The following is a 12,112-nucleotide window of genomic DNA, read 5'->3' as shown; positions in this document are numbered from 1 at the left end:
GTTATTGGAATTGTGCCGCTCGATCATGTTGTGTCTGGCTTGTCCCTGATCATCAGGCGTGCACAGGCTGCGAGTGGCATGACTCACAAGGGAAGAAATCACCATGCTCGAAAGTTGTCAGAATGCTCAGGAACGCTGGGGTGGGGTGCATCTGCTGATCGATCGCTGGTTGCAGGAGCGTCACGAACTGGTTCGGGCCTACGATGCCCTCGGCGATAAGCCTGAAGCGCTGAGCGAAAGCCGCAAACCCTTGCAGGAGTTCTGCGGTGTGCTGGTCGACTATGTGTCTGCCGGTCATTTCGAGATATACGAACAACTGACGGGCGAGGCCAAGGCCTTCAACGACAAGCGCGGCCTGGAACTGGCCGAGCAGATCTACCCGCGTATCGACGTCATCACCGAAAAGCTGCTGGCGTTCAACGACCTGTGCGATGAAGGCAAGTGCGTAGCGGAAAAATTCAAGGAGCTGGGCGGCTTGCTGCACGAACGTTTCGAACTGGAAGACTGCCTGATCGAAGTGCTGCACAACGCTCACAAGGAAGAAGCCGCGGTCCAGGCCTGAGGGTTTCGCGGTCATGAAAAAACGGTGCGCATTGCGCACCGTTTTTTATTGAGTCGGCGTCAGGTCGTCGCGCCCAGCAATTCGATTTCAAACACCAGTGGCGTGAATGGCGGGATCACATCTCCCGCCCCTTCGGCGCCATAGGCCAGGGTCGACGGAATCACCAACCGCCATTTTGCGCCTACCGGCATTTGCGGCAATGCACTGCGCCAGCCGTCAATCACGCTGTCGAGGTTGAACCATTGTGCCTGGTGGTTGGAATCGAATACGGTGCCGTCCGGCAATCGACCGGTATACAGCACCTGGACCTTGCCGTGAGGGCCGGCCTTCGCGCCGTGGCCTGGCTTGATCTCGGTCAGCAGGATGCCGTCTGCGAGTTGCTGGACGCCTGGACGGTTCTTTTCTTCATTGAGAAATTTCTGCTCCGTTTTCAACGCGGCTTCGATCTGTGGCGTTGTCGATTGCGAATTCAGTCGTGCCTGGTGCTCGGCCAGGATCTGTTCGATGCGTTCATCCTTGAGGGCCAGCGGCTTGCCCAGGTAGGCCTGTTGCAAGCCTTCGACCAAGGCTTTGATCTGCAGGTCCGGCACGTCCTGGCGCAGGCGTTCGCCGAGGCTTGCGCCCAGGCTATAAGCCAAATCGTGGGCATCGTTTGCGCTGGTTTTTTCAACGGCCTGGACCGTGGAGCAAACCATGCACAGGAATAAAAACAGGTGACGCGACATGTGTGCTCTCCGGCCTCGAATCGAGGAATTATGCCAGTGCCGACATCTATAGAGGTGGATTGCCAAGGCACTGGCGCAGAAGATTTTTCGTCCCTTGCAACGCAACGTCTTGTGTACTGTCAACATGCCCTAGCGGCGGTTGAAGCAGAGGTCTAGTATGAGCCGCACTCACGTCAGTCAGGAGGTAAACCATGTCGGCCACCAAGAAGCCTGTAAACACTCCGTTGCACTTGCTCCAACAACTCTCGGGCAGCCTGCTCGAACATCTGGAAAATGCCTGCTCCCAAGCCCTGGCTGATGCTGAAAAACTGCTCGCCAAACTTGAGAAACAACGCGGCAAAGCGCAGGAAAAACTGCACAAGTCGCGCACCAAGTTGCAAGACGCAGCCACCGCTGGCAAGGCCAAGGCGCAAGCCAAGGCCAAAGATGTCGTGAAAGAACTCGAAGACCTGCTCGATGCCTTGAAGGATCGTCAGTCCGAGACCCGCACCTACATTCTGCAACTCAAGCGTGATGCCCAGGAAAGCCTGAAATTGGCCCAGGGTGTCGGTCGCGTGCAGGAAGCCGCAGGCAAGGCGCTGACGCTTCGTGCTGCCAAGCCTGCCGCTGTATCGGCCAAGAAGCCGGCGGCTAAACCCGTCGCGGCAAAAGCTCCGGCCAAAGTCGCTGCCAAGCCTGCCGCCAAAGCACCGGCCAAGGCGGCCAGCAAGCCGGCTGCCAAACCCGTCGCTGCCAGCGCTGCAAAACCTGCGGCAAAAAAACCAGTCGCCAAGGCTGCTGCTGCCAAGCCTGCCGCAAAAACGGCGGCCGCTAAACCTGCCGCTGCCAAGCCTGCTGTAAAAGCCGCTGCTAAGCCTGCCGCTAAGCCTGCAACAAAAGTTGTAGCCAAGCCTGCCGCTAAAACCGCCGCCGCAAAACCTGCCGCGACGAAAACCGCTGCTGCTAAACCGGCTGCCAAAGCGGCGGTAAAAGCCACTGCCAAACCTGCTGCCGCCAAACCTGCTGCCAAGCCTGCGGCAACCAAAACGGCCGCGGCCAAGCCTGTTGCGAAAACGGCTGCCAAGCCCGTCGCTGCCAAAGCGCCTACCAAAGTGGCGGCTAAACCCGCTGCCAAACCAGCCGCTGCCAAGCCTGCTGCCGCGAAGCCTGCTGCAGCGAAGCCAACGGCTGCCAAACCCGCCGCTACGGCCAAGCCAGCTGCCGCCAAGCCCGCCGCTAAACCGGCCGTGAAAAAGCCAGCCGCTGCAAAACCTGCGACTGCGCCAGCCGCCAAGCCAGCGACACCGGCTCCGACCGCGACGCCTGCGCCTACCGCCAGCACTCCGGCCTCGGCGACCAGCCCAGCCGCCGTTGCGCCGACCACTAGCAGCACCCCAACCAGCGCTTCCTAAGTGCCGGACACCGCGACGCGTAGCTGATGCAGCGCGTCGCGGTTCGCTGGGTCGGCACTCGCCACCAGCCCTTGCAGCCATAGCGCTGAATCATTCCATTGTTCCTCAGGCCAATCCTCGGCCGCCGCCTGCAATCGTTCCAGCAATCGTCGTTCGGCTTCCAATTCCAGTCGCTTGACCTGTTCGCGCAGGCTATCGAGTGCCGTGTCTTGCCGGGCACCGGTCTTCCACTGGCTGCGAAGTACGCGCAAGGGCCTTACCACCTCTGCCTCCCAAGGCTCGGTCAATTGTCGAAGCTGTTGCAGCCGTTGTTCATTGCAGGCCACGCCGCGTCGTTCCAGCCACAGTCCACAAAGCAGCAGGCAGACATTGACACCGGCGCTCTGCAGCGTCAGGCACGCAGGCTCTACGCCAGGCTTGGCATAGAGGTCGAGGGAAAAGCTCCACAGGTCTGGGGACATCGTGCTACTCGCGCCAGTTGCGAGCGAAGCTGGTAGACTCCGCCGCCATTATGATCCGACTTCAGAACCTGACTTTACAGCGTGGCCCGCAACGTCTGCTAGAAGACGCCGAGCTGACCCTGCACGCCGGCCACAAAGCCGGCCTCATCGGTGCCAACGGCGCCGGCAAATCGAGCCTGTTCGCCTTGCTGCGAGGCGAGCTGCACCCGGACTCGGGTGATTGCCTGTTGCCGGCTGATTGGCGCATCGCCCACATGCGCCAGGAGGTCGACACCCTCGAGCGTCTGGCGGTGGACTACGTGCTCGATGGCGACCTGCGCCTACGCCAGGTGCAACGCGACCTGGCTGCGGCCGAAGCGGCCCACGACGGTGCCGCACAGGCCCGTCTGCACGCGGAACTCGACAGTGCCGACGGCTACACCGCCGATGCCCGTGCGCGCAAATTGCTCGCCGGCCTGGGCTTTACCAATGAGCAGATGGATCGTCAGGTCGGGGACTTCTCCGGTGGCTGGCGGATGCGCCTGAACTTGGCCCAGGCCTTGATGTGTCCTTCGGACCTGCTGTTGCTCGATGAGCCGACCAACCACTTGGACCTCGACGCCATCATCTGGCTCGAAGACTGGCTCAAGAGTTACCCGGGCACGCTGCTGCTGATTTCTCACGACCGTGATTTCCTCGACGCGGTGGTGGATCACGTGGCCCATGTCGATCAGCGCAAGCTCACCTTGTACCGTGGCGGTTACAGCGCCTTCGAACGCGCGCGTGCCGAACGCCTGGCCCAGCAACAGCAGGCCTACGAGAAGCAGCAGGCGCAACGTGCGCACATGGAAAGCTACATCGCCCGCTTCAAGGCCCAGGCCACCAAGGCCCGCCAGGCCCAGAGCCGGATCAAGGCATTGGAGCGGATGGAAGAGCTGTCGGCGGCCCACGTCGATTCACCGTTCGATTTTGTCTTCCGCGAATCGACCAAGATTTCCAGCCCGTTGATCGACCTGTCCGACGCGCGCCTGGGGTATGGCGACAAGACCGTGCTGGAGAAGGTCAAGCTGCAACTGACCCCGGGTGCGCGGATTGGTCTGCTGGGCCCCAACGGTGCCGGTAAGTCGACCCTGATCAAGAACCTTTCCGGTGAACTCGAGCCTCTGGCCGGGCGCCTGACCCGGGGCGAGAACACGGTGGTCGGCTACTTCGCCCAGCATCAGCTCGATTCCCTGGACTCCAAGGCCAGCCCGCTGTTGCACCTGCAACGCCTGGCACCGACCGAGCGCGAGCAGACCCTGCGGGATTTCCTCGGCGGTTTCGATTTCCGCGGGGCGCGCATCGACGAGCCGGTGCTGAATTTCTCCGGTGGCGAAAAGGCACGCCTGGCGTTGGCACTGATCGCCTGGGGGCGGCCGAACCTGTTGCTGCTCGACGAACCGACCAACCACCTGGACCTGGAAATGCGCCTGGCCCTGACCATGGCCTTGCAGGAATTCAGTGGCGCGGTGCTGGTGGTGTCCCACGATCGGCATTTGCTCAAGAGCACCACGGATAATTTCTTCCTGGTGGCCGACGGCAAAGTCGAGGAGTTCGATGGCGACCTGGAAGACTACGCCCGTTGGCTGGTGGAATACCGCCAGCGCAACGCGCCGGTCAGCAGCACGCCGGTCAACCCGGACAAGACCGACAAGAAAGCCCAGCGCCAGGCCGCCGCCGCATTGCGCCAGCAACTGGCACCGCACAAGCGTGAGGCCGACAAACTCGAAGCCGAGTTGGGCAAGCTGCATGAAAAACTGCAAAAGATCGAAACCAGCCTTGGCGACAGTGGTCTCTACGAGGCGGCGCGCAAAGATGAGTTGCGCGACCTGCTGGCCGAGCAGGCCAAGCTGAAAGTTCGGGAAGCGGAACTCGAGGAGGCTTGGATGCAAGCGCTGGAACTGCTGGAAAACCTGCAAGCGGAGCTGGAGGCGTTGTCCTGATGGAAGCGTTGGCGTTGCCTATACCCGTCATGTGGATCGAGCCGATCTGGCTGGGTGTGCAAATCCTGCTGATCCTGTTGGTGGGATATGTCGCCCAACGGTTCGTTGCGCGTGCGCTCACGGGCCTCGGCGAGCGCTACCCACTGCCGACGCAATTGGTGATCATCCTGCGCGGTGTGCTGCGCTGGCTGATCATGGGCAGCGCCGTACTGGTGGCGCTGGAGCGCCTGGGTGTCTCGGCCACGGTACTCTGGACGGCAATCTCGGGTTTCGTGGCGGTGGCGGCGGTGGCGTTCTTCGCCATCTGGAGCGTGCTGTCCAACCTGTTCTGCGCCGTGTTGATCTACACCGTCGGACCGTTTCGCCTGGGCGATGTGGTCGAGCTGGTGGACACCACCGATAAGCCCGGCATCAAGGGACGTGTGGTGGCGATCAATCTGCTGTACACCACGCTGATCGAACCCGAGGAACTCGGCACCGGCAGTGCCATGGTGCAAGTACCCAACAGCCTGTTCTTCCAGCGTTCGGTACGGCGCTGGCGTGGCAGCGAAGCGTTTCCGGTGGGTGGGTTCGTCGAATAATCCGGCCTCGCCGATTGGCTTTTTTTTGCAAAAAAGCGATGGTCAATCCTTCAGCGGCGCATTAGCTTAGTCGTTTTCGACGAATCCGAGCCGAGGTGTGCAATGGTGCTGGAAACATGGCTGGCGTTTTTCGCCGCCTGTTGGGTGATCAGTCTTTCCCCGGGCGCCGGTGCCATTGCATCGATGTCCAGTGGCTTGCGCTACGGGTTTTGGCGCGGTTACTGGAATGCCCTGGGCCTGCAACTGGGCCTGGCGCTGCAAATCGTGATCGTCGCCGCCGGTGTTGGCGCTATCCTCACGGCCTCGGCCACCGCGTTCTATGCGATCAAGTGGTTCGGCGTGGCCTATCTGGTTTACTTGGGTATCAAACAGTGGCGAGCCATCCCTGGCGATATCAGCGATGACTCCGTCGTGCGGCCTATCGGTAACCCTTTGGCGCTGGTGTTTCGTGGCTTCCTGGTCAACATCAGCAACCCCAAGGCGCTGGTGTTCATGCTGGCGGTGTTGCCACAGTTCATCAATCCCCATGCACCATTGATCCAGCAATACCTGATCCTGGGCGTCACCATGATCGTCGTCGATCTCATCGTCATGGCCGGGTACACCGGGTTGGCGTCCAAAGTCCTGCGCCTGTTGCGTACACCGAAGCAGCAACGGCGCATGAACCGCACGTTTGCTGGCCTGTTCATCGGGGCGGCGGGCTTGCTCGCGACGATTCGCAAGGCTGCGGTGTAACCGGCTTATACACAACACCTGTGGCGAGGGAGCTTGCTCCCGCTGGGCTGCGAAGCAGCCCTGGTTTTTGGCGGTTGCTGCGCAACCGAGCGGGAGCAAGCTCCCTCGCCACAAAAAGCACCTACCATCCCTGCGGCGTGGCTCAGCGCAAGATCACCGGCGCGGTATCCCGGGGCAGATTATTGCGCTGCATCGGCTCGCCGGGCTGTTGATAGCTCGGGCCGCCGAGCTGTTCGCTCAGTTGCCGCGCCACGTCTTCCCCCAGGGCCTTGGACACATCGCGCACCACCCGCGGCCGGTTGAGGCTGATGCGCACGTCCCGGTGGTTCAACAACTTGGTGTCCTGGCCTTCGCCCATGGCCGTAAAGGCCGAGGTGATTTCGTAGGTCTTGGTGTTGATCAGGCTGAAGTCTGCCACCAAGGTCAGCGCCAGTACGGCCGAATAGCTGTCGGTATTGGCCAGCTCGTTGATGTCGCGGGTGAAGTCGATGTCCGACACCGTGCCGAACAGCACGTAGTCGGCACCCTTGAAGTTCCCGGCCTTGATGCGCTTGATCACGTCATAGACGTCGCCCTTGGACGCCGCCGTGTAGGGCGTGCCCTGGGTCAGCTGGAACATCCCGCTGCGCAGGATCTCGCCCTTGATGTCACCCGTGAACTTGCGCAGTTCGCCCTGCTCGATATAGCTGCTGGTGGCTTCCATCTCGTCGTAGCTCGAGGAAGCGCTGGCGCTGTAAGGGTTCGCCTGGAAGTTGCTCTGCGCTGAGACGGTGTGGATGTATTCCTCCACCCGCTCCTGGTATGCAAGGTCGGTCACTGCGACTTTCGGGGCCGCCTGCGCGCCAAATGCGCAGGCCAGGGCCATGATACCTATCCATGTGCGCATGGCTTAACGCTCCGTGGTCTTGCGGATTTCTTTTTCGTCCATCCACTCGGCCAGACCGCTTTCGACGTCGATCAATTGCAGGCTGAATTTGTAGAAGACGTCCTTGTAGTCGCTGCTGCGCTTGACGATCGAGCTGATGGAGCCTTCGAGGCGGTACTTGGCAGCGATCATGTTGCCGGTCTTGGCCACGGTGCTTTTCTTGTACAGGCCGCTCTGGTTCTGCAGCTTGAGCTGATCGACCTGGCTGTCCATGGCGGTGTTGTCGCTGGCGAAGCGAGCAGCGCCGGTCTTCATCAGCTGGGTCTTGATGCTGGTGGTGATTTCACGGGTGTCGATGTATTCGCTGGTCTTGTTCTTCACGTCATAGACCTGGACCACCGGGCGACCCTGCAGGATGCCGGACTGGGCCAGGGAGCGGGTCATGGACTCGGCGATCATTTGCAGGTCGGTGGAACCGAACTCGTTGGTCACGGTTTCCACGGCCTTGGTGTCGCCGTAGCTGATGTTCTTGTTGCCCAGGACCGGCGAGTTGTTGGCGCAACCGCTGACCAGCAGGGCGGCGAGGGCGATGGAGGAAATGCGTACGAACATGTGGGTGCTCTCGAAAACTGAATGAAATGGGGCTAAGGCTTGATGCCGATCAGTAAAGGAACTTGTGCCGGCGATCCCCGTGGCGAGGGAGCTTGCTCCCGCTGGGTCGCGAAGCGGCCCCAAGATCTTGCGGTCGCTGCGCAACCGAGCGGGAGCAAGCTCCCTCGCCACAGGTCTGGTGTTGGCTTGACCGACCGGGATCAGGCTCAAGGAGTATTGATTTCCAAACGGAAATCCACCGCCTTGGGGGTCGGTGCGATGGCTGGCAGGAAACCGGTCTGTTCGCCATACAGCGTCAGGCTTTTCCAGGTTTCTTCCTCGGCGATCGGAAAGCCTTCCGGTCCGAGCCAGGCAAAGCGGTAATACATCGTCTTGTTGTTGTAGCTGGTATTGCTCAACTGGACATTGACGGTCATGTAGCCGTTTTCCCGGGCCACGCGCATGGCGCCGACCACGATGTTCTTGGTCTTGCCCATCGCCACGACCTTGCTGGCGGCGCTGCCCGGTTCCGGAGGCGGCGGGGTGGCGCAACCGGCCAGCAGGGCCAGGGCGCCAACGGCGATCAGTTTTAAACGCATGTGAACAAGACTCCGTTCTTAAGGTTGCTTGAGGGCAATGGCGGTCGGGTTGGCGCTTGGCATCACCTGGGCCGCCAGGCCACCGGCGAACACCTGATTACCCACCGCACGCAGGCTGATGACCTGGTAGCGCTGGTCGACGGTGACCTTGACCACCGAGCCGCCCACCGCGCTTGGCAAGGTGACCTGGTGCTCGCCTTTCTTCAGGCGCAGGCGCACCACCTGGGTGTAGTCGGGCAGGGTGCGCCAGGTTCGGGTATCGGCACCTTCGAGTACGGCCGACGTGAGGCCGACGGCCAGGCCGGCCAGGGGATTGGTGTCGTTGATCTGCTTTTGCGCCACGCCACGGGTGACGGCGCGCACGGTGGTGCGCAGGATGATGCCCGGCATGTCGTCGCGCAGGGCCCGACGGGACATGGCGGTGGTGCTGTTGAGTTGGGTCAGGTCCAGCTGGCGGCCGTCGACACCGATCTGGCCGAAGGTGGCCGTGGAAGTGTCGGGCTTGATCAGTGGGAACGACAACGGCGTGATGACCAGGTTGCCGCTGATTGGCAAAGGCAAGGGAATGCGGATCGAGTCCCTGGACGGCGCCAGGCCACTCTGCACCACGATCAGGATGTCGCTGTCGTCGCTCTTGGCGGCGGGCTTGTCGAGGTCACGCAGGGCCTGCTCCAGCAGCGGTGTGTTGGGGCGCAGTTCGGCGGCCTTGCGATAACCCGGTGCGGCCAGGTCCTTTTCACCCAGGGCTTCGTAGACGAAACCGGCCAGGTAATGGCTGAACGCGCTCTGGTAACTGTTCTTGAGGCTGACCACTTCCGGGGCGTCGAGGCTGGCCACCGGGTAACCCTGAAGGTCCTTGTATTCGGTCTTGACCCCTTGTTTCTCGGCTTCTTCCTCGCGCTTGAGGTATTCCTTGTCCCGCAGGTCGGCGATCACCGCTTCGCGTTCGTGGGTCTTCTTGATCTGGGTCCGTGCGCCGTCGAAGTCATTCACCGCCAGCAGGTTCAGGGCCATCTGCGTGGTCAGCATGACCTTTTCGTAATCGTAGCCTTCGTAGCGGCGGACTTTATCGTTGACCAGGAAGCTGCCGAACTGGGCCAGGTACTTGGCCGTGTCGAGCTTGACCGCATCTTCCCATTGGCCAACCTGTTGGTCGGCGCTGGTCCAGGCCGTCTGGCTGCCGGACAGGTCGCCCTTGGCGCGCAGCAGCTCACCTTTCTCGAAGTAATACAGCAGGTCCTTGTCCTGGCTGGTGTTGTTCTTTTCCAGCAGCGTCAATGCGGCGTCGACGTTGCCGGAAGCCAGTTGCTGGTTGGTCTGGGCCAATTCGCTGTCGTAGTTGCGAAAGGCCGAACAGCCGGACAACAAGGTGATCGCACCGAGGGCGATCGAAAAAACGGCACGGGATGCCATGAACATTTCTTCCCTGAGAAACAGCCGGGGTGTGCGGGTCGGGCTGGGGCGATCCCACGGACAAGCGTTGGTACGCTGTCGGTTCCTCATAAAAAGAGGAGCTTTTATGCCATCGAATGATAAGAAGGCGGCGGGATTATAAACATGGCGCTTGGCTATGTAATGGCTTTTCAATGTCTAAATGCGGTTTTTGTGACATCACCTCCAAAGCATGAAAATCCGATGAAAATCGGCTCCCAAGTCACATCCGCCCTTGAGCCGAAGCCATTGGAAGTGAACAATGTGTTACTTCTTATTACCAACTGAGAGTCATTCATGACTGTGCCGTTCCGTTTCCTGGCCTGGCTTGTACTGCCATTGCTTGCTTTGTGCAGCACTGCGCTGCAGGCCGAGCCCCTCGAGAGTGCCCCCCAGGCGCTGCATTTGTTGGATTACATCGGGGCGGATTACCCGGCGACGGTCGAGGCGGGCAAGGTCATCGACGAGGCGGAGTACCGCGAGCAGCTGGAATTTACCCAAGCGCTGGAAGGGTTGGTTGCCGGGTGGCCGGCCAAGCCAGAAAAGACTGAGCTGGTCCAAGGCATCGGCACCCTGCGCACGGCGATCACCCAGCGCCAGGACGGCGGTGATGTTGCGCGCCTGGCGCGGCAACTGGGGGCCAAGCTGGCGGTGGCATATGAAGTCAGCCAGGCACCGGTCATCACGCCCGACCCCACCCGCGGCGCGCCGCTGTATGCGCAAAATTGCTCGGTGTGCCACGGAGCCAACGGTGCCGGCGACGGTCCTGCCGGTGTCGGCTTGGAACCGCCGCCCGCCAACATGCGGGACGCCCAGCGCCTGGATCGCCTGAGTCTCTATGGGATCTACAACACCGTCGGCATGGGCATCGAAGGCACGGATATGCCGGCCTTCGCCGATCAGCTCGACGACCGTCAGCGCTGGGACCTGGCGACCTACATCGCCAGCTTCAGCGCGGACCCGGCCGCCGCTAAAAGCGAACAGGTCTTCAACCTCGCTGACTTGGCGCGCCAGACCCCGGCCGAGGTCCTCGCCGCACAAGGCCCGGCAGCGGCGGCGACGTTCCGTGCCCAGCGTGCCCAGCCGCCGCAAGTGCAACGTGGCCCGGCGCAGTTGCTCGACTACACGGCGGCCACCCTGGATAAAAGCATCGCGGCGTACCGTGCCGGTGATCACGACCAGGCCTATGACTTGTCGGTAGCGGCTTACCTGGAAGGTTTCGAGCTGGTGGAAAGCTCGCTGGACAACGTCGATGCCAACGTGCGCAAGGACACCGAAAAGTCCCTGATGGCCTACCGTCAGTCGTTGCAGGACGGTTTGCCGGTGGAGCAGGCCGTACAGCGTCTGGACGCGGCCAAGGCCAAGTTGAAGGAGTCCGCCGGCCTGCTGGGTGGCGATGGCTTGAGCTGGTCGCTGAGCTTTATCTCCGGGTTGCTGATCCTGCTGCGTGAGGGGTTGGAAGCGATCCTGGTGCTGGCGGCGATCCTGGCGTTCCTGCGCAACACCGGCCAGCAGTCGGCGGTGCGTAGCGTCAACGTCGGTTGGGGGCTGGCGCTGGTGGCCGGCCTGGCGACCTGGGGCCTGGCGGCGTATGTGATTGACGTCAGCGGTGCCCAGCGTGAGCTGCTTGAAGGCGCGACGGCGTTGTTCGCCAGTGTGATGGTGCTGTGGCTGGGTGTGTGGATGCATGACCGTCGCCATGCAGCGGCCTGGCAGGACTACATCAAGAGCAGCCTGGTGGGCGGCGGGGGGCGGTTTGGTTTTGCGATCCTGGCGTTCTTCTCGGTCTATCGCGAACTGTTCGAAGTGATCCTGTTCTACGAAACCCTGTGGTTGCAAGCGGGCCCCGCCGGACACAACGCGGTGCTGGCCGGCGGCGCGACGGCGCTGGTGTTGTTGGTGGGGTTGGCCTGGGTGATCCTGCGCGGCTCGGCGAAACTGCCCCTGGCGCTGTTTTTCAGTATCAACGCCGGGTTGTTGTGCGCGCTGTCGGTGGTATTCGCCGGTCACGGCGTGAAGGCGTTGCAGGAAGCCGGGATCTTCGGCACTCATCCGGTGCCGTTCTTCGACTTCGACTGGTTGGGCATTCATGCCGATGCCTATTCGCTGGCCGCTCAAGTGGTGGCGATTCTGGCGATCATGGTGCTGTATGGGCGCAGTTGGGTGGTGGAGAAGCGTCGGGTCCAGGTTTCCTGAAAAGCACTCGCTGC

12 protein-coding genes are annotated in these 12,112 nt (G+C 61.7%); 6 read left to right on the top strand and 6 right to left on the bottom strand.

Going from position 1 to position 12,112, the window contains the following annotated elements; all coding sequences use genetic code 11:
• The first annotated feature begins 103 nt into the window (after positions 1-103).
• Positions 104-562: an Rsd/AlgQ family anti-sigma factor gene (locus V7773_RS19490; protein ID WP_003206770.1), complete on the top strand. Its 459-nt coding sequence runs from the start codon at positions 104-106 to the stop codon at positions 560-562.
• A 59-nt stretch (positions 563-621) separates the two neighbouring features.
• Here the strand turns inward: V7773_RS19490 and V7773_RS19485 are convergent, their stop codons facing one another.
• Positions 622-1,287, bottom strand: coding sequence for an FKBP-type peptidyl-prolyl cis-trans isomerase (locus tag V7773_RS19485; RefSeq protein ID WP_092148223.1), 666 nt, complete (start codon positions 1,285-1,287; stop codon positions 622-624).
• Positions 1,288-1,478: 191 nt separating this feature from the next.
• Here V7773_RS19485 and V7773_RS19480 point away from each other — a divergent pair, with 191 nt between their 5' ends.
• Positions 1,479-2,678, top strand: a complete 1,200-nt coding sequence (locus V7773_RS19480; protein ID WP_336074605.1) for an AlgP family protein — start codon at positions 1,479-1,481, stop codon at positions 2,676-2,678.
• Here V7773_RS19480 and V7773_RS19475 read toward each other — a convergent pair.
• A complete protein-coding gene (locus tag V7773_RS19475; protein ID WP_336074603.1) occupies positions 2,675-3,139 on the bottom strand; it encodes a TIGR02444 family protein in 465 nt (154 codons plus the stop codon). The genes V7773_RS19480 and V7773_RS19475 overlap by 4 nt on opposite strands.
• Positions 3,140-3,189: 50 nt before the next feature.
• On the opposite strand from V7773_RS19475, the gene V7773_RS19470 reads away from it, so the two are divergent.
• The 3 genes from V7773_RS19470 to rhtB all read left to right on the top strand — a co-directional run bounded on the left by V7773_RS19470 (position 3,190) and on the right by rhtB (position 6,416).
• Positions 3,190-5,100, top strand: a complete 1,911-nt coding sequence (locus tag V7773_RS19470) for an ATP-binding cassette domain-containing protein (protein WP_057449456.1) — start codon at positions 3,190-3,192, stop codon at positions 5,098-5,100.
• On the top strand, positions 5,100-5,681 hold the full coding sequence (locus V7773_RS19465) for a mechanosensitive ion channel family protein (RefSeq protein WP_092148214.1): 582 nt from the start codon (positions 5,100-5,102) through the stop codon (positions 5,679-5,681). Before V7773_RS19470 ends, V7773_RS19465 begins: the two co-directional genes overlap by 1 nt.
• A 102-nt stretch (positions 5,682-5,783) precedes the next feature.
• Entirely contained in the window at positions 5,784-6,416 is a 633-nt protein-coding gene (rhtB, locus tag V7773_RS19460) for a homoserine/homoserine lactone efflux protein (protein WP_092148211.1), read from the top strand.
• A 142-nt stretch (positions 6,417-6,558) separates the two neighbouring features.
• Here rhtB and V7773_RS19455 read toward each other — a convergent pair whose 3' ends face one another.
• The 4 genes from V7773_RS19455 to V7773_RS19440 form a co-directional block, all read right to left on the bottom strand.
• Positions 6,559-7,302 (bottom strand): penicillin-binding protein activator LpoB, encoded by a 744-nt coding sequence (locus V7773_RS19455; protein ID WP_336074602.1) that lies wholly within the window; start codon positions 7,300-7,302, stop codon positions 6,559-6,561.
• A gap of 3 nt (positions 7,303-7,305) precedes the next feature.
• On the bottom strand, positions 7,306-7,893 hold the full coding sequence (lpoB, locus tag V7773_RS19450) for a penicillin-binding protein activator LpoB (protein WP_072343012.1): 588 nt from the start codon (positions 7,891-7,893) through the stop codon (positions 7,306-7,308).
• 206 nt (positions 7,894-8,099) lie between these two features.
• On the bottom strand, positions 8,100-8,471 hold the full coding sequence (locus tag V7773_RS19445; RefSeq protein WP_336074600.1) for a YcfL family protein: 372 nt from the start codon (positions 8,469-8,471) through the stop codon (positions 8,100-8,102).
• Positions 8,472-8,489: 18 nt separating this feature from the next.
• Entirely contained in the window at positions 8,490-9,884 is a 1,395-nt protein-coding gene (locus V7773_RS19440) for a COG3014 family protein (protein ID WP_336074599.1), read from the bottom strand.
• 315 nt (positions 9,885-10,199) lie between these two features.
• Between V7773_RS19440 and V7773_RS19435 the strand changes: the two genes are divergently transcribed.
• Positions 10,200-12,098 carry a cytochrome c/FTR1 family iron permease gene (locus V7773_RS19435; RefSeq protein ID WP_336074598.1) on the top strand — a complete coding sequence of 633 codons (1,899 nt, stop codon included), beginning with the start codon at positions 10,200-10,202 and terminating at the stop codon, positions 12,096-12,098.
• Positions 12,099-12,112 lie beyond the last annotated feature (14 nt).

The sequence above is a fragment of the Pseudomonas sp. 3JA genome, from assembly GCF_036961705.1.
In the GTDB taxonomy this organism is placed as follows: Bacteria; Pseudomonadota; Gammaproteobacteria; order Pseudomonadales; family Pseudomonadaceae; genus Aquipseudomonas; species Aquipseudomonas fluorescens_Q.
Note: the sequence above shows the minus strand (reverse complement) of the source record. Positions and strands in the feature narration are given on the sequence as shown.